A 23242-nucleotide genomic window follows, 5' to 3' on the forward strand; every position below is an offset into this window, starting at 1 on the left:
AACTTTACCAAATGCAACTGCACTCGGGCGCCCAGTGGTTGGCCGCCGGGTTCACGGGCATGGCACCCTCGCCGCTTCGGTTTCTACCCGCTGGGCCGCAGCCGCCGCCGCGAACGCCATGGCCGGGGGCACGGTCACGGTGCGCAGCTGATCGCCCGTGATGCGGTACTCGTACTCGCGCGTCGAGCCCACCATCTCCGTCCTGAAAGTGCTGCCCGCCATGGTGGCCGCATACACCTGGGGGCGAACTACCTGGTAGCGGTAGGTGGTGGTGGCTGTCCCTCTGGCGGTCTTGCAGGTCGATTCGAACTGATCTTCCTTGAACTGCAGGGTGCAGCGGCCGGAAGTGTCTTCGGCCTTTTCGCCATCGGGGGTGGTCAACACGATTTTGGCGGCGCGCCAGCAGCCGAGCAGGGAAGGGTCGGCAACAGCGGCACGGGCCCATGGGGCTGCGAGGGCGAGGCAAAGGCACAAGGAACGTATGAGGCGATTCATGCGAAGTCTCCACGGGCTGCGGTGTTCGCACCCTCAGCAAGGTACGCCCCCATGTCGGACATCGCGCTGTGCTCCAGAATCCCAATGGACACATCCACACCAGCCGCCTTCAGAATTTCAATTCCTGCGCCAGCATTGCGCGTGTCGGGGTCCTGCATGGCCACAACGACACGCTTGACACCACGAGACACCAGCGCCTTGGCGCAAGAAGGAGTACGGCCGTGAAACGAACACGGCTCCAGCGTGACATAGGCTGTCACGCTGGCCAGATTGCCAGGCACCTGGGACAGTGCCATGGCCTCGGCGTGGTGCTGCCCGGGTGGCTGGGTAAACCCGCTCGCAATCACCGCACCGTCCCTCACGAACACACAGCCTACAGGCGGATTGGGTAGACACGCGGGCAGCGCCTTGCGCCCCTCTGCCAGGGCGAGGCGCATGAAATCTTCGTCGGATGCGGACATGGTGAGCATGTGTTCGATAGGGGGCGCTACCCTTGGCATCGGGGCGATGCCGCATATTGTGATTCATGCATGCTGCAATGCGCGTTCATGGGGGCTCAGGGGTGCCCCCGCTTTCAGCGCATGGCGATGAGGCCGGGAATGTCGAATCGCACTGCGTTTTTCTAGAAATTCCCGGGACGGTGCAGTTGTGGATGGCGTGGCCACGCTGGCATGTGACATCTGACCCTTTATCCGAAGACCTTTCCCCAACAGCAATCGCTATACGCCACGGTGGGATGACCGCCAAAGCAAGGGCGCACACAGGCTGTACCACGATCAGGTTTTTGTGACGCGTTGTAAGAGGCAGTAGTGGAGCGAAGCGACGTCGCCACCCACATCGCCCCGCGCGCGAACGTTGCAAACCCACATCTGAACGGCCATCCCTGCGGCCAAGTGCATTTACAGATGACTACAAAGTCAACGGCACCACTACCAGATTGGCCCTTGAGAATCTGCGCTCGTCTTCGGCAGGTAGTGGCTCACTGGGCGACCAAGGGCCTATCGCCGCCGTAACACTTCAGCCGGCCAAGAACCGCGCGAAGCGCACGGATGGCACAAAGCCGCCGCTTTTGACAGCGGAGTGCAGGGGCGCCGAACCTGCCAGGCCTGCGTCGGCATGGGCTTCATTGCGGTGCCATGGTGGCGCCATGGCGAGGGCAGTTGTTCTGTTCCAGCGCCGAAGACAGGGAGGAAGGTCTGTGCCCCGGCGCAGATCGTATTTTTTATTCACATAGAGAGGATCGCAGCATGCGACACAGTATTTTGAAGAGCGTTTTGGGGATGAGCTTGGGTTTGGTGATGGCTGCTGGTGCGCATGCTGAACTGCTCAATATCAGCACGAACGCAGTGCAATCGCAGAACACGCCGACAGCAGCGTGCACGATTGTGGGCAAGGGTGGCAAGACGATGCCCGATGGCCGCAAAGTGTTTGTCGTCCTGGCAGAAGGAAAAGCCGTCGATTCCAACCCCACGCTGGTGATCCGATTCAGTGATGGCGGCGTGGTGAGCAATGATGATTGGAATTCCACGTCTATTAACGTCGACGGCAAACCCTTCAACGCGCAGGTTGCAGGATGGTTGGGCCGCAATGCTGGGCGCGAAAGCGATGCCGGCACGGTGATAGTGGCTCCCGCGGGAGTGTGGTTTTGCGTCACTTCGCGTGAAGTTTCTGGCGGCGATGCGCTGCGCCCGGTGTCAGTCTCCGTGACCGACGTCACGGAAAGGGATGTGAACGCGAAGTCGAATGCCGTGGATGCAGATGCTGGTTTGCGCTCGGGGGGCTGGGCAGGCTCGTCCCGCCAATAGAGCTACTGCTGAGGGCGGGTTTCGGAGCCATTGATGCTCCACTTCGAAGGGAACGCCGTGGTGCGTTCCCTTTTTTTTAGGTGCAGCGATGACTGCGCAAGCTTATGTGGACTGGCTGCAAAGGGAGGTCCCTCATTGCTCCACCGACCACCGCGTCACGCGCGGCGGTGCATCGCCCACATGGAAGGCCAGCTTGCGGTCGCGCAGCGCCACGTCGGACGCCGTCACGCGGTCGAAGCGCCGCAGGTGCTCCGTCCACGACTCGTCCTCGATGCGCTCCACGTAACGCGCAGGCTGGGCGATGTCGTGCAGCAGCTGCCAGCCCAGGGCGCCCTGGCGCAGGCGGCTCCTGCGGCTTTCCTGCATCACGGCGCGGAATTCAGCGGCGCGGGCGGGGTCGATGAAGTATTCGATGGTGACCACCAGGTGCCCTGATCCGGGCGGTGTGTCGGCCACGGGCGCCTTGAAGGCGCGCGAGGGGCTCAGGTCCTCCTCCATGCTGCGGTCGGCCACCAGGCGCTGCACCAGCAGCATGGCCACCACGCCGGTGGCAGCGGCAATGCCCAGGCTCACATGCACATCGGTGACCGTGGCCACCTGGCCCCACACGGCGGCGCCCAGCGCGGTGGAGCCCATGATGGCCATCTGGTAGATGGACATGCCGCGCGCGCGCACCCAGTTGGGCAGCGCGAGCTGGGCCGACACCGACAGCGAGTTGGCCGTGGTGATCCACGCCATGCCCGCCACGAACATCGCGGGCACGGCCACGTACACATTGGGCGCCACGGCCATCACGCCTGTGGCGGCGGCCTGCAGCGCCGTGCCGCGTATCACCAGCACATCGCGCGCCATGGCCTGGCGCAGGCGCGGCAAGAACATGGCCGCCGTGATGGCGCCCGCGCCCATGCTGGCCAGCAGCAGCGTGAAGGTGCCCGCGCCGCCGCCTTCGAGCCCCTTGGCCAGCAGCGGCAGCAGGGCCAGCAGCGCGGTGGCGTGCAGAAAGAAGATGGAGATGCGCCACAGCACGGCCCGCATGCGCGGCGACTGGCGCACGAACTGCAGGCCCACGCGCATGGCGCTGGTCAGCTTTTCGCGCCCCAGCGGGCTGGGCGTGTGCACCCGCTTCCAGCGCATGATGACCAGGCCCGAGACGATGGACAGCACGGCGTTGAGCACAAACACCCAGGCGCTGCCCGCGCTGGCGATGATGGCGCCCGCCAGCAGCGGACCGATGATGCGCGAGGCGTTCATAGCCACGCCGTTGAGGGCCAGCGCGGCCGGCAGCTGCGGGCGGCTGACCAGTTCGGGCACGATGGCCGCAAACACCGGCCAGCGCATGGCCAGGCCGATGCCGTTGGCAAAGGTGAGCGCCAGCAGCAGCGGCGCCGTCATGCCTCCGGCCAGGATGGCCACACACAGCACCAGCGCCACGACCGCGACCCAGAACTGCGTGGCGATGAAGTAACGGCGCCGGTCCAGGATGTCGGCCAGCGCACCGCTGGGCAGGCCCAGCAGGAACACGGGCAGCGTGGAAGCGGTCTGCACCAGCGCCACCAGCACGGGCGAGGTGGTTAGCGTGGTCATGAGCCAGGCGGCCGCCACGTCGTTCATCCACATGCAGGTGTTGGCCGCCACCCAGGTGAGCCAGAGCATGCGGAACACGGGCACCGACAAGGGCGCAAACGGTGAGAGCGAAGCCGCCTGGTTCAGCGCTGCGCTGTCCCCCAACTGGGCGGCGACGGACTCTTCGGTGCCATGCGCCAGATCCGCACGCGCGGCACGGTCTGCAGCCGCATCGCTTTGCGGCGGGGCGCCCGGGCTCAGGTCCGGGGCATCAGGGGAGGGCGGGGGCGCAACGCTGCGCGTGCTTTCGTGGGACGGCAATGGCGGCATGTCTGCGCATTGTGCGACGGTTGGCGCGGCTGTGGTGGCTCAGCGCCAAATAGCCCACTGCGGGCCTGCGCCAAACGGGCCATCACCGGCGCCGCGCTTCGTCATGGGGCATCGGTCGGCGCAGCCGGGGCCTGGTGGCCCGCCTGTTTGGTTTGCCGCAGCAACAGCCAGGCCATGAGCCCGAGTGCCGCAACGCCCACCAGCAGCACACCCCACAACACGGCGCTGCGCGTGGAGATGCCGCCGCTGGCCGCCGCAGCGGGCACCAGCGCGCCGTCTGCGGGCTTGCCGCCGGTGATGTCGGCCCGGGCCACATCTGCCAGCGCCACGGGCAGCTGGTTCTCTTGCGCGGGCTGGTAGCCCGGCACCAGGCTGGCCAGGGGCAGGAAGGCGCTGGCCGCCGCCGTGGCCCCGGGCAGCCCCGCCGCCAGCGTGAAGGGCCCCTGCCCGCTGGCCAGGAACACCAGCTGCGCGGGCTCGAACTGCAGCGCCAAAGCGGGCGCGACAGCAAAACCGGGGGTCTTGGGGTCGGCTTCGATCTTGATCTCGCGCACCGAGGCGCCGCCCAGCTCCACGGGCCCGCTGGACTGTTCCTTGCCGCCGGTTGCCATCTTGTAGACCACGGCACTGGCCAGTGGCGACCAGGGCTGCTCGCGGTGGTTGCGGCCCAGCACGCGCACCGGAATCAGCACATTGCTGCCGGGCGGCGTGATGGCGAGCGCGGCGACCGGTGTGGCAAACGGCAGCGCAAACACCAGTTCACGCGGGTTGGCCAGGGCGGGCGTGACCATGCTGGCGCTGACGCGCTCGCGCGGGCCCGTGCTGCGCGAAGTGGCCAGCGTGGCGCCGCGCAGGGTCACAGCAGCGTCGCCCCAGGTCACGCGCAGGTAGTGGCCCTTCAGGTCGGCGCGCTGCAGGTCGACCTGCTCGTTGCCCAGGCGGCCCGGTGCCGTGGGCGCCGCCGCAGCGTCGGCACGGTAAAGCACGGTCTCGGCCAGTGGCTGCCAATGTTTGAGGTCCTTGCTGGCCTGCACCCGGAACGTCACGGGCTGGCCCGCAGGCAGATCCACGTCCAGGGCCATGCGGGCCACGGGCAGCTGCACATTCCGCGCGTCGAGCAGCGCGCCGCGCACGGCTTGCGGAGTGGCGGGGCCTGCCGTGGTGGTCGTGACGGCCGTGTCGATCTGCACCACACGCTGGCCCTGGCGCTCCTCGATGCGCAGCGACAGGCCTTCCAGCCCGGCCGTGCCTGTGCTCGCGGCGCCCAGGATGGGATAGGCGGGCAAGGTCACCGACTCCTCGGGCGCGCTGGCCGCCGCCACACCGGCCAGTGCCATGGGCACAGGCTGGCCCGCGCCGTTGAAGAGGCGCACATCGGCATAGCCCGGGCTTTGCAGGCGCACCAGCACCTCGGCGGGCAGCATCACGCGCTGCAGCGGCGCATCGGCCGCGAGCGTGACGGGAATGCGGATGGCGTAGGCCGCAGGGCTGTTGGCATCGGCCGCCGCCTGGGCCACGCCGGTGCACAGGGACAGGGCGGCAGCGGCCAGCACCAGGGGCAGGTTCATGGCGACAGGCTTCTTCATGGCAGTGTTTCTGGTTGCGATGGCGCCAGCGGTGGCGCGGCAGGCTCCGCAGGGGCGTCCGCCTTGGGTAGCGATTTGGGTGGCGACTTCGGAGGTAAAGGCGCAAAGTAGCCCACCACCAGCATCAGCACACCCACGGCGATGAAGGCAATGATGCGCTCGGCCCCCCCCGCGTTGGACAGATCGATCAGCAGCAGCTTGACCACCACCACGCCCAGCAGGCCCGCGCCCACCAGCCACAGCGGCCGCTGCACGCGGCGGTGTGCCAGCACCATCAGGCTGAGCGCCAGCAGCGTCCACAGGATGGCGTAGCCGGTCTGCACCACAAAGCTGTTGAACAGCGCAGAAGCATCCCAGCGCACGCCAAAGAAGTGGTGGGCCACGCGCAGCCACACGGTGTTGATCACGATGAACGCGAGCAGCGCCAAGGCCACCAGCGCATGGCGCCCGGTGACCCCGCCCGAGCGGGCCGGGGGCGGCAGCGCTGCGAGCAGCACCCGGCGCCAGAACACCAGGCCGCCCAGCGCAAGCGCCAGGGTCAGGTCGGTGGGGTTGAGCAGCGGGATGTAAGGCAGCGGCGCCGTGTGTCCGGACGAATGCACGGCGGCCAGCAGCGCGCCCCCGAACACCAGCACCGCAAGGGGCAGGGCCGCCAACCAGTAGTAAGCCTCGGCATGGGGGTTCAGCGGCCAGGGCAGCGCCGCGCGTGCCTCAGGCTGGTTGCCACGGCCCGCCCACAGCGCGAGCAGCATCAGCACCGCAATCGCGCTGACCAGCAGGACCACACCGGCCCACGAGGTGCGCCACAGCTCGGCCTTGCCGATGCCGGACCACAGGCAGTCGGCCAGCAGCAAGGTCACCAGCCAGGCCGTGGCGGCGTGGAACCAGCCGAAGCGCGACGCGCTTTGGGCGGACGGGCCCTCAGCGTCCGCCGCCTGCCAGCGATCGGTCTGCCACAGCATCCACCCATGCAGCGCCAGCACGATGGGCCACACGGCCCAGGCGGGGGTGCTCAACACACGGTGGCCGTCCACCACCTGCGCCACGAACCCCAGCGCCAGCACGCCGATGGTGGCGCGCGCAGGCCAGGTGGCCACGGCCCAGCGCGTGCGCAGGCCAAGCACCATCGACAGCGCGGCGCTCAGCACCACGGCCAGCATGCCCAGCAGTTCGGCAACGCGGTCCGAGAACACCGGGACGGGCCACTGATTCGCCTCGGTGGCGGGCACGCTGCGCGTGATCTCCAGCCACCAGGCCAGACACCAGAAGACAAAGCCGTAGAGGTAGGCCGGGTTGGGCAGCAGCACCTCCACCCTGGCATAGCCCTGGGCCCAGGCCGATCCGCTGTGTGGCAGCGGCTGGCGCAGCCTCCAGGCCAGCAGCAGCGCAGGCAGCGCAATCAGCATCGCACCCAGGAAGGCCGGGTTGGCCAGCGGCAGGGGCGAGACCTGCAGGCCACCACCGTCCACGCCGCCCATGAACGCCAGCATGGCCACGACCTGCAGCACCAGGCCGAAGGCACGCGGCATCCAGCGGGCCTGGCGCGTGCCGACCCAGAAGGCGCCCGCGCCTTCGAGCGCCCACACCGCCGAGGTCCACTGCACATCCAGCGCGAGCGGCACGGCCAGCGTGGCAAAGCCCACGCCGATGGCGATGAAACATTCGGTGAGCAGGCGCCAGCTCGCTTGCGCGCGGCGCACCAGCACGGTCGCGGTCAGCAGGTAAACCGCCGCAAAGGCCAGCGCCGAGAACGCCGCACCCAGCTCAAACGGCTGCACCAGCCCGGCCTGCAGGCCAAAGCCCACGAGCGGCGTGCCGAAGACCAGCATGCTGTCCACCGTCTTGCCCAGCTTCGTCGGCGTGTTGCGGGCATAGAGGATGGCGGTGACGAGGTAGATCAGCACAAAGCCAGCGAGGAAGGGCTGTGTGCTGGCGTAGTGATCGGGCACATATTTGAGCGCCCCCCAGGCCGTGGCCACGCCAAAGGTGGCGACAAAACCCACCACGTTGAGCACGCGCCAGGAGCGCTTGTGGGCGATGAAAAGAATGGCCAGATTGAGCAACGTGTAGTAGCTGAACAGGCCCACGTGGCTGCCCTGGCCGGTGGACAGCAGGATGGGTGCCGCAAAGCCCCCGGCGAACGCCGCCACCGCGAGCGCGCGCGAATCCTGCAGCAGCGCCAGCGCACAACTGGCGGCGCAGACCGCGATCATCAGCCCGAAGGCCCAGAGCGGCGGCAGCAGCCCATAGAGCCGGAAGGCCGCAAACACGGTGAGGTACATCACCGCCACACCGCCGCCCTGCAGGGCCAGCGCAAAGCCGGGCTTGTCGGTGCGCTTGCGGAAACCCACCCCCAGCAGCGCAATGCCCACCGCTGCCACCGCCGCCAGGCGGAACTCGACCGGCAGCAGCCCGGCCGAGGCGGCGTAGCGTGCGAGGAAGGACAGGCCGATGAAAAGGATCACCAGGCCCACACGCACGATGGTGTTGCCGCCCAGGAGCCAGTTCTTGGCCGCGAGCACGGCCAGCTCGATGGGGTTGGGCTGCGCGGGCTGGGCTGTTGTCTTGCGGGGCGCGGCAGGCGCGTCCGTGCGGTTGGCCACCGGGGCCGACGAAGGGACGCGCGGCAGGCCTTGGGGCGTGAGTTCGCCGGCCCAAAAAGCGTCGTCCGCATCCCGAGGATCGTCGCTGGTGGTGGGTGGTGGAGGGGGTGCGTGTGGCACAGGCCGTTGCGGCACGGGCGCTGCCGCCACAGGCTGGTCTTCGGCAACCGCCGCCGCCTGCGGTGCCCGCGTGGGCTGGGCAGTGGCCTTGGTGGCGTGCGCCTGCAGCTCGGTGCGGATGGCAGAGCGGATCGCCCAGCGCAGCGACAGCCCGGCGAAAAAGCCCAGAATGCCGCCCACAAACGGCCCGAAGTCGCCGTAGCCGCCGAACCACGAGCCCAGCACCGCGCCCCAGAAAATGCCCCAGATGATCATGCCGCCCTCGCCCTCTTTTTTGGGCTCCGGTCGACAGGCCATGGGGCTGTGCGCGAAAGGAGCCGTCGTATTGGTAGACCCACCGGCAACCGCTCGCGCAGCGACCTTGCGAACCAACACCCCGGTCAGGGACACGAGGTGCAGGGCCTTGCAGGCGCGTGGCGGAGAGGGTGCGTGCGGCAGCTTGGCAGCCCCGCTGTGGTTCCGCAGGCTTATACAGCACACCCTGCGCAGGAACCATTCCCTAACGCCTTGTTACCTCGCAGGGCGCCCAGCCACATCAAGCCCCTCGCCCCGGGGCGGGGGGTTGTGCTGCCCGGATTTGAGGCAAAAACAGGCCTCTGCGCCCGTCCATCAATCCATAGCAGCTATTAATTTAGTAGCAATTATCCTTTGACCCGCGCCAGGTGCGTGAGCGGCAGCGCCCCGCTGGCCTTCACCTCGCCCAGCGAGAAGCTGGTGTGCATGTCTTTCACATTAGGCAAGTTCAGCAGCACATCGCGCGCAAACTGCGAAAAGCTGTCCAGGTCGCGCGCCACCACCTGCAGCTCGAAGGTGCCGGTGCCGCTGATGTAGTGGCAGGACACGACCTCGGGGATCTGGCGGATGGCCTCTTCCATCTTGCGCGTGAGGTTGCCCGTGCTGCGGTCGGCATCGAGCCGCACAAAGGCCAGCACCCCCAGGCCAATCTTGTGCCGGTCGATCTCGGCACGGTAGCCCTTGATGAAGCCTTGCTCTTCCAGCGCCCGCACGCGGCGCCAGCAGGGCGCGGCCGACAGGCCCACGCGCTGGGCCAGCTCGGCGTTCGTCAGGCGGGCGTCAGCCTGCAGTTCGTTGAGGATGGCGATATCGAATTTGTCGAGAGTGTTCACAAAATGGCAGCAATGAGAAAGATCCTTTCTCAGAATAGCCTAAACACGGCACAGAACGCAAAGACATATCAGCGGCGCAGACATACACTTCTCTCCACACTGGAGTCGCGGCCCTAAACGGGCGGATGGACTCTGCCCCCCACCGGCCCACAAGGCGCGGACCCCACAAAAAAGCCATTGGAGACATAGCCATGAATGCCCCACTCCCAGAATCCGTCCGCAAGGCGCTGGAAACCGTCACGCTTGACGACAAGTATTCCCTGGACCACGGCCGGGCCTTCATGAGCGGGGTGCAGGCCCTGGTGCGCCTGCCCATGCTGCAGCGCCAGCGCGACGCGGCGGCGGGGCTGAATACGGCGGGTTTCATCAGCGGCTACCGGGGCTCCCCGCTGGGCACGTATGACCAGGCGCTGTGGGCAGCCAAGAAGCACCTGGCGGCCAACAACATCGTCTTCCAACCCGGTGTGAACGAAGAGCTGGGCGCCACGGCCGTCTGGGGCACGCAGCAGCTGGACCTGTACCCGCAGAGCAAGAAGTTCGACGGCGTCTTCGGCATCTGGTACGGCAAGGGCCCGGGCGTGGACCGCTGCTCGGACGTGTTCAAGCACGCCAACATGGCGGGCACCGCCAAGCACGGCGGCGTGATTGCGATTGCGGGCGACGACCACATCAGCAAGAGCAGCACGGCCGCGCACCAGAGCGACCACATCTTCAAGGCCTGCGGCACGCCGGTGTTTTTCCCGAGCAGCGTGCAAGAGATCCTGGACATGGGCCTGCACGCCTTTGCCATGAGCCGCTTCTCGGGCGTGTGGTCGGGCATGAAGACCATCCAGGAGGTGGTGGAGTCCTCCAGCAGCATCAACATCGACCCGGACCGCGTGAAGATCGTGATGCCCGAGGACTTCGTGATGCCGCCCGGCGGCCTGCATATCCGCTGGCCCGATGCGCCGCTGGAGCAGGAAGCGCGTCTCATGGACTACAAGTGGTACGCGGCCCTGGCCTATGTGCGCGCCAACAAGCTCAACTACAACGTCATCGAAGGCCCGAACGACCGCTTCGGCATCATCGCCAGCGGCAAGGCCTACAACGACACGCGCCAGGCCCTGGTGGACCTGGGTCTGGACGACGACACCTGCCGCCAGCTCGGCATCCGCGTGCACAAGGTCAACGTGGTCTGGCCGCTCGAAGCCACCATCACGCGCGACTTCGCGCAGGGCCTGCAAGAGATCCTGGTGGTGGAAGAAAAACGCCAGGTCATCGAATACCAGCTGAAAGAAGAGCTGTACAACTGGCGCGCCGACGTGCGTCCCAACGTGCTGGGCAAGTTCGACGAGCCCGAGGGCGATGCGACGGGCGGCGAATGGTCCATGCCCAACCCCAGCCAGAACTGGCTGCTGCGCGCCAAGGCCGACCTGACGCCGGCCATCATCGCCAAGGCCATCGCCAAGCGCCTCAAGAAGCTCGGTGTGCCCAGCGACATCATTGCGCGCATGGAAACCCGCATCGCCGTCATCGAGGCCAGCGAGCGCGGCATGGCCGAGCTCAAGGTGGACACCGGCGAGCGTGCCCCGTGGTTCTGCAGCGGCTGCCCGCACAACACCAGCACCCGCGTGCCCGAGGGTTCGCGCGCCGTGGCCGGCATCGGTTGCCACTACATGGCCAACTGGATGCCCGACCGCAACACCTCCACCTTCACGCAGATGGGCGGCGAGGGCGTGACCTGGGTGGGCCAGGCACCGTTCACCACCGACCAGCACGTGTTTGCCAACCTGGGCGACGGCACCTACTTCCACAGCGGGCTGCTGGCCATCCGCCAGAGCATTGCGGCGGGCACCAGCATCACCTACAAGGTGCTCTACAACGACGCCGTGGCCATGACCGGCGGCCAGCAGGTGGGCGAGCGGCCTGAGGGCCATTCGGTGCTGCAGATCATGAACAGCCTGAAGTCCGAGGGCGTGGTCAAGCTCATCATCGTGACCGACGAGCCGCAGAAGTACGACGGAGTACCGCTGGCCGAGGGCGTGACGGTGCACCACCGCGACGAGCTCGACACGCTGCAGCGCCAGTTCCGCGAGATCAAGGGCTGCACGGTCATCATCTACGACCAGACCTGCGCGACCGAAAAGCGCCGCCGCCGCAAGCGCGGCACCCTGGCCACGCCCGACAAGACCGTGGTCATCAACGAGCTGGTGTGCGAGGGCTGCGGCGATTGCTCGACCAAGTCCAACTGCCTCTCCGTCGAGCCCGTGGAGACGGAATTTGGCCGCAAGCGCCGCATCAACCAGAGCACCTGCAACAAGGACTACTCGTGCGTCAACGGCTTCTGCCCCAGTTTCGTCACGGTGGAGGGCGGCAAGCTCAAGAAGCCCAAGAAGGAAAAGAAAGGCGACCTGTCGGCGCTGCCGTCCATTCCTGAACCCGTGCTGCCGGTGGCGGAAGCGGCCTGGGGCATCGTGGTCGGCGGCGTGGGCGGCACGGGCGTGATCACCATCGGCTCGCTGCTGGGCATGGCGGCGCACCTGGATGGCAAGGGCGTCATCACGCAGGACGCTGGCGGCCTGGCACAAAAGGGTGGCGCCACCTGGAGCCACATCCAGATCGCCAACCGCCCCGAAGCCATCTACACCACCAAGGTCGATACGGCCAAGGCGGACCTGGTGATCGGCTGCGACTCCATCGTGGCGGCGCACAAGTACACACTGGCTGTGATGCAACCGGGTCGCACCTTCGTGGCGCTGAACACGCACGGCACGCCCACGGCGGCCTTCGTGACCAACCCGGACTGGCAGTTCCCCGGTGCCAATTGCGACAGCGCGATTGCTGCGGCGGTCGGCGCAGGCGGTGTGGGCAGCTTTGACGCCGAGCAGGTGGCCACCCAGCTGCTGGGCGACAGCATCTACACCAACCCGCTGATGCTGGGCTACGCCTGGCAAAAGGGCCGCGTGCCGCTGACGTTGGCATCGCTGATGCGCGCCATGGAACTCAACGGCGTGCAGGTGGACAACAACAAGGCCGCGTTTGAATGGGGCCGCCGCTGCGCGCACGATCTGGCGTCGGTGCAGGCGCTGTTCCAGGCTGCGCAGGTGATCCAGTTTGTGAAGAAGCCCTCGCTGACCGAGATGATCGCCAAGCGTGTCGAATTCCTCACTGGCTACCAGAACACGGCCTACGCGGCCGAGTACCACGCGTTTGTCGAAAAGGTGAAGGCGACCGAATCGCGGCTGGACGTCGGCACCCGCCTGAGCGAAGCCGTGGCCCGCTACCTGTTCAAGCTCATGGCGTACAAGGACGAGTACGAAGTGGCGCGCCTGCACACCGACCAGGCTTTCACGGACAAGATCGCCAACATGTTCGAAGGCGACTACAAGCTGGTGCACCACCTGGCACCACCCATGACGGCCAAGAAGAACGACAAGGGCGAACTCGTCAAGCAGCCCTTCGGCCCCTGGATGCGCAGCGCTTTTGGCCTGCTGGCCAAGATGAAGGGCCTGCGCGGCACGGCGCTGGACGTGTTCGGCAAGACCGAGGAGCGCCGCATGGAGCGCGCGCTGATCGTGGAATACCGCGCCTGCATCGACGAACTGCTGGCCACGCTGAATGCGGACAACCTGGCCCTGGCCGTGGAGATCGCCCGCATCCCCGAAGAGATCCGGGGCTATGGCCACGTGAAGGAGCGCCACCTGAAAGCGGCACGCCCCAAATGGGACGGCCTGATGGCCCAGTGGCGCAGCGGCAAGGCGACCGAGCCCCGGCGCCAAGCGGCCTGACACACGGCCCGCAGCGGCCGTTTGGGGCGGAGAGCCCGCGCCTGGCGCGGGCTTTTTGCTATTAATTGATGAGCTATAAATGCATAACCATCAAGCCCTAGCAGCCATTTTTACCCAAATAACTGTCAATCCATCCCCTGCGCCGCCTGGCGCGGCAAACACCCGCTGCCGCCTTGGGTCTTCCTCCTGGGGACACAGGCGGGGCGCCGCATACAATGCCCTGTTCTGCCCTGACAGGCGCTTTGGCGCTTGCCTCTGGCGGGTTGTGTGAATTTTGAACATCCGTTGTGGAGTCCAGTCCGTGTTTATTTCTTCCGCTTTTGCCCAAACCGCACCCGCAGCAGCCGCTGGCGGCGGCGACATGATGTCCACGCTCACGGGCATGCTGCCCCTGGTGCTGATGTTTGTGGTGCTGTACTTCGTCATGATCCGCCCCCAGATGAAGCGCCAGAAGGAACACCGCGCCATGATCGAAGCCATTGCCAAGGGCGATGAAGTGGCCACCGCAGGCGGCATCGTCGGCAAGGTCACGCGCCTGTCCGAAGGTTTCCTGCACATCGAGATCGCCAGCGGCGTGGAAGTGCAGCTGCAGCGCAGCGCCGTGGTTCAGGTGCTTCCCAAGGGTTCGGTGAAGTGAGGATCAACCCCCTGAGCGGCTGCGCCGCTTCCCCTTTCTCTCGCGCTGCGCGCGGGAAGGGGGACGACGCCAGTGGCCTGGCAACGCCAGTTCCACGGTGTCCGCTGGCATGAGGGGATCGGCGCACACAGCGCCTGAAATACTGAGATAAGAGCGCGATCATGAACCGTTATCCGGTCTGGAAGTACGCGATCCTGGTGATCGTGCTGCTGGTGGGGGTGTTGTACACCCTGCCCAATTTCTTCGGCGAGGCACCTGCCGTGCAGGTTTCGTCGGCCAAAGCCACCGTCAAGGTGGACACCGCCGTGCAGCAGCGGGTGGAAGAGGCGCTCAAGGCGGCTGGCGTCACGCCAGACTTCGTGGAACTGGAAGGCAACTCGGTGCGCGCGCGTTTCGATGCGCCCGACACGCAGCTCAAGGCCAAGGACGCGATCCAGAAGGCCCTGGTACCCGACGCCAGCGATCCCTCGTACATCGTGGCGCTGAACCTGGTGTCCCGCTCGCCCGTCTGGCTCAAATCCCTGCACGCCAACCCCATGTACCTGGGCCTGGACCTGCGCGGCGGCGTGCACTTCATGCTGCAGGTGGACATGCAGGCGGCCTTGACCAAAAAAGCCGAGTCGTACGCAGGCGACATCCGCACCGCACTGCGCGACAAGAGCATTCGCCACGGTGGCATCAGCCGCGAAGGGCAGAACATCGACATCAAGGTGCGCGACGAAGCCACGATGACTGCAGCCCGCAACCTGATTGCGGACCAGTTCCCCGACCTCCAGGTCACCGGCACGCCCGAGGGCACTGAGTTCAAGCTGCGCGTTGCCATCAAGCCCGAAGCCACGCGCAAGGTGCAGGAGCAGGCGCTCAAGCAGAACATGGTCACGCTGCACAACCGGATCAACGAACTGGGCGTGGCCGAACCCGTGATCCAGCAGCAGGGTCTGGACCGCATCGTGGTGCAGCTGCCCGGTGTGCAGGACACGGCCAAGGCCAAGGACATCCTGGGCCGCACCGCCACGCTGGAAGTTCGCCTGGTGGACGAGGGCACCGAAGCCCGCGCCGCCGAGACTGGCCGTGGCCCCGTGCCGTTCGGCTCGGAACGCTATCTGGAACGCAGCGGCCAGCCGGTCATCGTCAAGAAACAGGTGATCTTGACCGGTGAGAACCTGACCGATGCCCAGCCGGGCTTTGACGGCCAGACGCAGGAACCCACTGTGAACCTCACGCTGGACGCCAAGGGTGCGCGCATCTTCAAGGACATCACGCGCGAGAACGTCGGCAAGCGCATGGCCATCGTGCTGTTTGAAAAGGGCAAGGGCGAAGTGGTGACCGCGCCAGTGATCCGCACCGAAATCGGCGGTGGGCGCGTGCAGATTTCGGGCCGCATGACCACGGCCGAAGCCAACGACACCGCGCTGCTGCTGCGCGCCGGTTCGCTGGCGGCGCCCATGGAAATCATCGAAGAATTCACCATCGGCCCCAGCCTGGGCGCCGACAACATCGAGCGCGGCATCAACAGCGTGGTCTGGGGCCTGATCGCGATCGCCATCTTCATGTGCGCCTATTACATGCTGTTTGGCGTGTTCTCCAGCATTGCGCTGGGCGTGAACGTGCTGCTGCTGGTGGCGGTTCTGTCGATGCTGCAAGCCACACTCACATTGCCGGGCATTGCCGCCATGGCCCTCGCGATTGGGGTGGCCATTGACTCGAACGTGCTGATCAATGAACGCATCCGCGAGGAGCTGCGCTCGGGTGTCTCGCCACAGGCGGCCATCCATACGGGCTACGAGCGTGCCTGGGCGACGATTCTCGACTCCAACGTGACGACGCTGATTGCAGGCCTGGCCCTGCTGGCCTTTGGCTCCGGCCCGGTGCGCGGTTTTGCCGTGGTGCATTGCATCGGCATCCTGACCAGCATGTTCTCGGCCGTGTTTTTCTCGCGGGGCCTGGTGAACCTGTGGTACGGCCGCCAGAAGAAGCTCAAGAGCGTGTCGATCGGTACGGTCTGGAAGCCAGATACCGACACCGCCGTGGCCAAGACGAACTAAAGGACAACGGCCATGGAATTCTTCCGCATCAAAAAAGATATCCCCTTCATGAAGCACGCGTTGATCTTCAACGCGATCTCCTTCATCACCTTTGCCCTCGCAGTGTTCTTCTTGCTGACCCGTGGCCTGCACCTGTCGGTGGAGTTCACCGGCGGTACGGTCATGGAAGTGGCCTACAGCCAGCCCGCCGAACTGGCCAAGGTCCGCGAGACGGTTTCCGGCCTGGGCTATCCGGACGTGCAGGTGCAGAACTTCGGCACCGCCCGCGACGTGATGATCCGGCTGCCCGTGCAAAAGGGCGTCACATCCGCGCAGCAAAGCGAGCAGGTACTGGGCGCGCTCAAGGCCGCTGACCCCGAGGTCACGCTGCGCCGCACCGAGTTCGTCGGCCCGCAGGTGGGTGAGGAACTGGTGCACGGCGGCCTTATGGCGCTGGCCATGGTGGTCGTGGGCATCGTGATCTACCTGGCCTTCCGCTTCGAGTGGAAGTTCGGGGTCGCCGCCATCATTGCCAACCTGCATGACGTGGTGATCATCCTGGGCTTCTTCGCGTTCTTTCAGTGGGAGTTCTCGCTGTCGGTGCTGGCTGCTGTGCTGGCCGTGCTGGGATACTCGGTCAACGAGTCGGTCGTGATCTTCGACCGGATCCGCGAGGCCTTCCGCAAGTACCGCAAGATGAGCACGCACGAGGTGATCGACCACGCCATCACGAGCACGATGAGCCGCACCATCATCACCCACGCTTCGACCGAGGCCATGGTGCTGTCGATGTTCTTCTTTGGCGGCCCCAGCCTGCACTACTTTGCGCTGGCGCTGACGATCGGCATCCTGTTCGGCATCTACTCGTCCGTGTTCGTGGCAGCCGCCATCGCCATGTGGCTGGGCGTAAAACGCGAGGACCTTGTCAAGCCCGTCAGAAAAGATGGGGATCCGAATGATCCCCATGCCGGAGCCACCGTCTGACCCGCTAATATCTGCCCATGCAGCCCACGCCCTCTTCCGTTCCGCAGCGCCGCCTGGCCCGCCAGGCGCGCCAGCGGTTCGTAGAGGGCATCTGTGCAGGGCTCCCGGACCTGGACAAGACGGTCCTGGACCTCCTGACAACGCTGATGACCCAGACGGGCACGGCGCGCGAAATGCAGTCGCACCGCGATGCCTGGATGCGGTATCAACAGCACCACGCAGCCTGGACAGATCGCACTGGCAAGGCCTGGCGCGATGCGTTGGCCCCCCATAGCAGCACCACCCGGGGTGCCCTGGCAGCCAATGGCGCAAACCCCCAGTTCGAACTGTTGAGCGACGACGTGGTGGAAAACAAGATCCTGGCTTCACGCATGGCCCTGACGGTCAGCGAACAGGTGAGCCAGCAGTTCGACACACTGCGCCAGCGCACCCAGTCGCTGGAAGGCCAGGAACTCGACAGCAGCGATATCCTCCGTCCGGAAGCCGTGTGCCTGCTGCTGGTCGAGCAGTGGGTGGAGGCCGGACTGCCCCGCACCGACCTGCAGACCGTGGTGGACCCGCTGCAGCGGGAACTGGCCAACTTGCTCCAGAAACAGTACCAGGCCGTCAACGTGTTCTATGTGGAACAGGGTGTGACGCCACAGGCGGACCTGAAGTCCCGCGTGCGGCGCACGGCAGGGGGGGCGATCACCGGCAGCGGTGGGAGCAACGACTCCGGGGCCGGAGGCCTGGCCTCCCAGGCCCTGGCCCAGACCCGGGATGCCATGGCGGCAGCGCGCGGGGGCATGATGCCCCCCCAAGGCGGTCGGCCCATGCCCCAGCATCCGTCCCGCATGCCCCCGCCGGGCTACCCGCAGCACGGAATGCCCACTGCGTTTGCCACCGGCATGACTCCGCTGGCACGCGCCCGCCAGCGCGCCCACGGTGTGATGGGGCAACTGCGCAGGCTGCTCACACAGCCCGCCACCGGCTTCGACATGGTCAATGCCCCACCAGCGTCTGCGGCGCTGGCCCATGCACTGACCGCCCACCGTGTGCACGCCGACACGTACTACAGCGGTGTCGCCACCCTGATGGAAGACTACAGCCCTGCGGCCGTGGTCCAGTTGGCAGGGGCCGTGCGCGAACGCTCGACCGAACTCAAGAAAAAGGCCTCGACGGCCGGTGAAAAAGCCATCATCGAGGTGGTGGCCCTGATGTTCCAGAGCATCCTGGCCGAGGACCGCATCCCGCCAGCCGTGCGCGTGTGGTTTGCGCGACTTCAGGTGCCTGTGCTGCGCGTGGCACTGGCCGAGCCAGAGTTTTTCAGCAACCTCAACCACCCAGCGCGCCAGCTGATCGACCGCATGGGCGCCTGCGTAATGGGCTTTGATGCGACCAGCATCAATGGCAGCGCACTGGAGGCGGAAATCCGCCGCGTGGTACAGGTGATTGAGCAGTACCCTGAAACCGGCCGTCGGGTGTTCCAGCTCGTCTACGACGAGTTCGAGAAATTCCTGTCCAAGTTCCTCACCGAAAAACAGGCTACGTCGCGCTTGGTTACGGTGGCTCAACAGGTGGAACAAAGGGAGACGCTGGCGATCCAGTACACCATCGAGCTGCGCACCATGCTGCGCGACATGCCGGTGCGCGACGAGATCCGCGAGTTTCTGTTCAAGACCTGGGCCGAAGTCCTGGCCCTCTCGGCCGTGCGCGACGGCCCCCAGCACGCAGACACCATCTCGCTCAAGCGCACAGCCGCCGACCTCGTCTGGGCCGCCAGTGCCAAGCCCAACCGCAGCGACCGCGCGCAGGTCATCCAGAATCTTCCTGGCCTGCTGCAGCGACTGCGCCAGGGGCTGGCCCTCATGGGCGTGAACGGCGCGCCGCAGGACGCCCAGATCAAGATCCTCACCGACACCCTGGCCGATGCCTTCCTGTCCAAGACGGCCTCCATCCCGCAGGCCCACATTGACGCCATGGCCAAGCGCCTGGCCAATCTGGAGGACTTTATTAGCGACGCCACGCTGGGCGACATGCCGCTCAATGCCGACAACATCGAAATGATGCTGGGTATCGACGCTTCGTCCATTCACGTGGTCGCCGACAACGGCGCCCCGGTGGAAGACGCCATGGTGGCCTGGGCCCAGGAACTGCAGCCTGGCACCTGGTACACACTGGACCACAACGGCGCATCGGCCCAGGTGCAGTACGCGTGGCAAAGCCAGCGCAAGCAGCTGCACCTGTTCGCAGCCGTGGATGGCAGCAGTTACCTGATTCAGCTGCGCAGGCTGGCTGCGTACTTGCAAGCGGGCTTGCTCGTAGCCCAGGACGAAGAAGGCCTGACCTTGCGCGCCACGCGCGATGCACTGGCCAAGCTGGACGCAAACCCCGAGCGGCTGCTGGACTGACGCGGTTTCAGGGGCATCAAGACGATGCCTGTGCCACCGGGCAACGAGAGGTCACCGCCAGCGTCAGGCGCTGCCCAGCCGCTGGTACAGGCCGCCGGGCAGACGCGCCACCTGGCCATCCAACTCCAGCTCCAGCAATTCCACCTGCAGCGACGCCGCATCCATGCCCGTGCGGGCCACCAGGGCATCCACCCCCATGGGGTCAAAACCCAGCGCCTGCAACAGGGGGCTTTCAGTCTGGCGAGTGTCGATATCCCTGCTGCCTTCTTCGTCAAGCACGGCAGCGCCAGAAGAGGCGCTCTGCTTGCCTGCCGCAGGGGGCATGCGCAGTTCTTCCAGTACATCCTGCGCGGACTCCACCAGCTTGGCGCCCTGGCGTATGAGCGCATGGCAACCCCGCGATTGCGGTGCGTGAATGGAGCCGGGGATGGCAAAAACCTCGCGGCCCTGTTCCGCCGCCATTCGGGCGGTGATCAGCGAACCAGACGCCAACGCCGCCTCGACCACGAGAGTGCCTTGAGAGAGGCCGGAGATGATACGGTTGCGCTTGGGGAAATTGGCGGCCAGCGGTGGCGTGCCCAGGGGGTATTCGCTGACCAACACCCCGTGGGCTGCGATGCGGTGGGCCAGGTCAAGGTTCTTGCGGGGGTAGACGCGATCCAACCCGGTGCCCACGACCGCAATGGTGGCGGGTGTTGCCTCCGCAAAGGGGTCGGAAGACACATCCAGCGCACCTTCATGGGCTGCCGCATCCACACCCAGCGCGAGCCCCGAGACGATGGTGAAGCCCGCCCCCCGCAGTGCGCGCGAAAAAAGCCGCGCGTTGTCCGCGCCCTGTGCCGTGGGGTTGCGGCTTCCGACCACGGCCAGGCACCGGCCGGTCGGGAACGGGTTTTGCGCCACCAGCCGGGCCGCCCCCATCAGGTACATGAGCAGCGGGGGATCTTCGGTGTCCAACAGCGACTGGGGATACCGGGCATCCCCCAATGTGATCACCGCACGGGCAGGTCCTTGTGGGTCTGCTCCCTCCAGCCAATGCCAGGTGGTCTCCAGCAACGCCTCCCATCCGCTGGGTACGGTACACAGCGCCTTGGCCTGGGCCAAGGTCACACAGTGCTGCAAGGCAGATTCGGGTTGGCGGAAGATGTCCTGCGGCAGCCCAAAACGGGCCAGCAGGCGCCGCGCGGCGCCATTACCCACGCCCTGGGAAAGCGTGAGGCGCAACCAAGCGCCCAGCTCGTCGCGGTCCATGGAGGCAGTTGATAGAAGAACCACGGCAACGCCAGCCCCGCCGCCGCGCCACCAACAGGCAGCCGCGCGGCTTCAGCCAGTCCGCCGTTATTCCTGAGGATTGATCAGGCGGTCGCCCACGCGCACGCCGCTGCGGATTTCCAGCAGCAGCGCGTACGAGACGCGGTCGAAGGTTCGGAACACCATGGCCGTCCCGTTGCTCTCGCTGGGTAGCTTGATCATGGTCTTCCCCTCGCCAGTCACATCCTTGATGCGGTCGCCCTGGGTCAGCAGCGACAGGACATGACCTGGCTCAATGCCGTCTTGCGAACCCATGTTGATCGCAACCACCTGGTTCTGGGCGGCATAGGCTGCCGAGAAGCTGCCGTAGATGGAGACGATGCGCGCGTCCACATCGATGTGGGGCGCTCGTGGGGTGTAGCTGGTGAAGACCCGGGCAGGCGCTGGCAGGATGCGATCCCCTGCGCGTATCTCTTCCTTGGTGCCGGACAGATCCACAGTGGCAGGCACATATTCAGAGACATAGCCGCCCTTGCCGTTGGGAATCTCTTCAAAAGACTCGCCACGCACCAGCTCGGCCTTGCCCAGGTACTGTGCTTCGTACCCCAGGATTTCACCCGTCACCGGATCCTTCATGGCCACGGCATCGCGGAAAACACGGAAAAAGCGGGGCTCGCCAGGTTCTGCACGGACGGGGGCGGATGCATCGCCGCGCACATAGGCGCGGTCGCCGCTGGCCATGAGCACGCGATCTTCGGTGGTGGCCACAATGCGGGGAGCCCGTTGCAACACGTCGGCATCCACCACCAGAGGCTCCACGAGGAAGGGCTCGATCAGGTGAGACTTGAGTGTGGGGAGCGCCGTGCTGGCCAGACTGTCGCTGCGGGTGCGGGGCGACACGCGCACCGTCTGAGGCTCTGAATCCGACACGCCAGGGGGTGTCGTCCGCAGGCGGGCGTAGCTGCCATCCTTGTCCAGGTAAAGCGTCTGGCCCGGATAAATCAGGTGCGGGTTTGCAATGGCCTTGAGGTTCATGCCCCACAGTTCGGGCCAGCGCCAGGGCCGCTTGAGGTACAGACCCGAAATACCCCACAACGTGTCGCCGCGCTGCACCGTGTAGGTGTCCGGAGCGTTAGGCGCCAGCTCGGACAGCGGGATGCCACGCTCCGACACTTGCTGTGCCGTGGCGCGCTGACCGCTGGAGATGGGAGGGGTCTGGGCCTGAGCCGGTGCGACCAGCAAAGCGCCAGCGATGATGGTGAGCGCGCCCAGGGCGGTCCGCCGCACGCTGGTGAATGCTGTCATGTTGTTCCTTTTCTCATGCATTGGGAAACGCCCCCTCGCTGGCACCTCGACGCACGGAGCAACCGCGCAGCCGGGCAAATACGTTACAAAGCTTCTTAGATTCTCTGCTCAAGCCCTTGATTCGGCAACGATTATTGGCTGGCGGCGCTGCAGCAGGCCTTAAAAGTGGCGAAAATAGCGACATCTCTTGGCAGCTTTCATGGCAATCCTTCCCATTCTCTGTTACCCGGCCCCCCGGCTTCACAAGGTTGCACGCCCCATTGCGGCGGTGGACGACCGCATCCGGACGCTGGTCTCCGACATGCTGGCCACCATGTACGACGCCCATGGCATTGGCCTGGCCGCCACCCAGGTGGACGTGCACGAGCGCCTGGTGGTCATCGACGTTTCTGAGGAACGCAACCAGCCGCTGGTGCTCATCAACCCCGAACTGGTCTGGACCAGTGCCGAAAAGCACCTCAACGAAGAAGGTTGCCTCTCGGTACCCGGCATCTATGACGGCGTTGAACGCTTCGATGCCGTGCATGTGCGGGCACTGGACGCCCAGGGCCAGTCCCGCGTCATTGAGGCCGATGGCCTTCTGGCGGTGTGCATCCAGCACGAGATGGACCATCTCATGGGCAAGGTGTTTGTGGAATACCTCTCCCCACTCAAGCGCAACCGCATCAAGACCAAGATGGTCAAGCAGCAGCGGGGGGCGCGCGAGTGACCGGTCCAGCGCTCTGCACCCGCAGGGGTGGCGGAGTGCTGGCGCGCCTGGCGCTTCTTGTGCTGGCGGTGCAAATTTCGGGCTGTGCGCTGCCGGCCCGCGAAAAAACCGGCGCGCTGCGCGCCGAGGTGGTTGCCCGTCTCGGGCCGCCCACCGCCTCCTTCCCTTTGCCAAGCGGCGAGCGGCTCCTGTACTCCGAGCTGCCCGCGGGGTTTGCGGCCTACAACCTGGATTTCGACGCCAGCGGCAGGCTGGTGCGCAACGAGCAGGTGCTGACGCAGGCGCGCTTTGAGAACCTTCCCGTGGGCATATGGACCACCGCCGATGTGCAGCGCACCTTTGGTGCGCCTTTGCGCGTGGAGCGTGTGGCACGGTTTGAGGGCGACATCTGGACCTACCGCTTCCGCCAGAACTCCGACCCGCGCCTTGCCCACGTCCACCTGGACCGCCAGGGCGTGGTACGGCAGGTGCTATTCACGGACGAGCTTCCCCATTTTGACAACGCGCGCGACTGAGTGCGTACTTACCTCCTGACAACGGTTTCCC

The 23242-nt window shown here is 66.0% G+C and carries 16 protein-coding genes; 8 read left to right on the top strand and 8 right to left on the bottom strand.

Annotated features, from left to right (window positions below; translation table 11 throughout):
- Positions 1-51 precede the first annotated feature (51 nt).
- Together ACT89O_RS23855 and ACT89O_RS23860 are read right to left on the bottom strand one after the other, a co-directional pair.
- A complete protein-coding gene (locus tag ACT89O_RS23855) occupies positions 52-495 on the bottom strand; it encodes a hypothetical protein (protein WP_487261379.1) in 444 nt (147 codons plus the stop codon).
- Positions 492-956, bottom strand: a complete 465-nt coding sequence (locus ACT89O_RS23860; RefSeq protein ID WP_487261380.1) for a bifunctional diaminohydroxyphosphoribosylaminopyrimidine deaminase/5-amino-6-(5-phosphoribosylamino)uracil reductase RibD — start codon at positions 954-956, stop codon at positions 492-494. The genes ACT89O_RS23855 and ACT89O_RS23860 overlap by 4 nt, the downstream gene beginning before the upstream one ends.
- 786 nt (positions 957-1742) lie before the next feature.
- On the opposite strand from ACT89O_RS23860, the gene ACT89O_RS23865 reads away from it, so the two are divergent.
- Positions 1743-2300 carry a hypothetical protein gene (locus tag ACT89O_RS23865; RefSeq protein ID WP_487261381.1) on the top strand — a complete coding sequence of 186 codons (558 nt, stop codon included), beginning with the start codon at positions 1743-1745 and terminating at the stop codon, positions 2298-2300.
- A 132-nt stretch (positions 2301-2432) separates the two neighbouring features.
- Here the strand turns inward: ACT89O_RS23865 and ACT89O_RS23870 are convergent, their stop codons facing one another.
- From ACT89O_RS23870 to ACT89O_RS23885, 4 genes are all read right to left on the bottom strand, one after another.
- Complete coding sequence (locus ACT89O_RS23870) at positions 2433-4193, bottom strand: MFS transporter (RefSeq protein ID WP_487261382.1); 1761 nt, start codon at positions 4191-4193, stop codon at positions 2433-2435.
- A 101-nt stretch (positions 4194-4294) separates the two neighbouring features.
- Positions 4295-5779, bottom strand: coding sequence for a DUF3999 domain-containing protein (locus ACT89O_RS23875; RefSeq protein ID WP_487261383.1), 1485 nt, complete (start codon positions 5777-5779; stop codon positions 4295-4297).
- The gene (locus ACT89O_RS23880; protein ID WP_487262904.1) at positions 5776-8757 is read right to left on the bottom strand and encodes a DUF2339 domain-containing protein; all 2982 of its coding nucleotides are present in this window, start codon (positions 8755-8757) and stop codon (positions 5776-5778) included. The genes ACT89O_RS23875 and ACT89O_RS23880 overlap by 4 nt, the downstream gene beginning before the upstream one ends.
- A 386-nt stretch (positions 8758-9143) precedes the next feature.
- Entirely contained in the window at positions 9144-9629 is a 486-nt protein-coding gene (locus ACT89O_RS23885) for an Lrp/AsnC family transcriptional regulator (protein ID WP_094289647.1), read from the bottom strand.
- Positions 9630-9820: 191 nt separating this feature from the next.
- Here ACT89O_RS23885 and ACT89O_RS23890 point away from each other — a divergent pair, with 191 nt between their 5' ends.
- From ACT89O_RS23890 to ACT89O_RS23910, 5 genes are all read left to right on the top strand, one after another.
- Positions 9821-13396 carry an indolepyruvate ferredoxin oxidoreductase family protein gene (locus ACT89O_RS23890; protein WP_487261384.1) on the top strand — a complete coding sequence of 1192 codons (3576 nt, stop codon included), beginning with the start codon at positions 9821-9823 and terminating at the stop codon, positions 13394-13396.
- 301 nt (positions 13397-13697) lie between these two features.
- Complete coding sequence (gene yajC / locus ACT89O_RS23895; protein WP_055400362.1) at positions 13698-14033, top strand: preprotein translocase subunit YajC; 336 nt, start codon at positions 13698-13700, stop codon at positions 14031-14033.
- Positions 14034-14194: 161 nt separating this feature from the next.
- Positions 14195-16078 carry a protein translocase subunit SecD gene (gene secD / locus ACT89O_RS23900; protein WP_487261385.1) on the top strand — a complete coding sequence of 628 codons (1884 nt, stop codon included), beginning with the start codon at positions 14195-14197 and terminating at the stop codon, positions 16076-16078.
- A gap of 12 nt (positions 16079-16090) precedes the next feature.
- Complete coding sequence (gene secF / locus ACT89O_RS23905; protein ID WP_121421621.1) at positions 16091-17041, top strand: protein translocase subunit SecF; 951 nt, start codon at positions 16091-16093, stop codon at positions 17039-17041.
- A 17-nt stretch (positions 17042-17058) separates the two neighbouring features.
- Entirely contained in the window at positions 17059-19431 is a 2373-nt protein-coding gene (locus ACT89O_RS23910) for a DUF1631 domain-containing protein (protein ID WP_121421622.1), read from the top strand.
- 63 nt (positions 19432-19494) lie between these two features.
- On the opposite strand, the gene dprA is transcribed toward ACT89O_RS23910, so the two are convergent.
- Both dprA and ACT89O_RS23920 read right to left on the bottom strand, forming a co-directional pair.
- Positions 19495-20682, bottom strand: coding sequence for a DNA-processing protein DprA (gene dprA, locus ACT89O_RS23915; protein WP_487261386.1), 1188 nt, complete (start codon positions 20680-20682; stop codon positions 19495-19497).
- 87 nt (positions 20683-20769) lie between these two features.
- Positions 20770-21987: a LysM peptidoglycan-binding domain-containing protein gene (locus tag ACT89O_RS23920; protein WP_218300823.1), complete on the bottom strand. Its 1218-nt coding sequence runs from the start codon at positions 21985-21987 to the stop codon at positions 20770-20772.
- Between the two features lie 199 nt (positions 21988-22186).
- Here ACT89O_RS23920 and def point away from each other — a divergent pair, with 199 nt between their 5' ends.
- Both def and ACT89O_RS23930 read left to right on the top strand, forming a co-directional pair.
- Positions 22187-22696, top strand: coding sequence for a peptide deformylase (def, locus tag ACT89O_RS23925; RefSeq protein ID WP_487261387.1), 510 nt, complete (start codon positions 22187-22189; stop codon positions 22694-22696).
- Between the two features lie 35 nt (positions 22697-22731).
- Positions 22732-23211 (top strand): hypothetical protein, encoded by a 480-nt coding sequence (locus ACT89O_RS23930; RefSeq protein WP_487261388.1) that lies wholly within the window; start codon positions 22732-22734, stop codon positions 23209-23211.
- Positions 23212-23242: the final 31 nt, after the last annotated feature.

It is taken from the genome of Acidovorax sp. NN32, assembly GCF_057597245.1.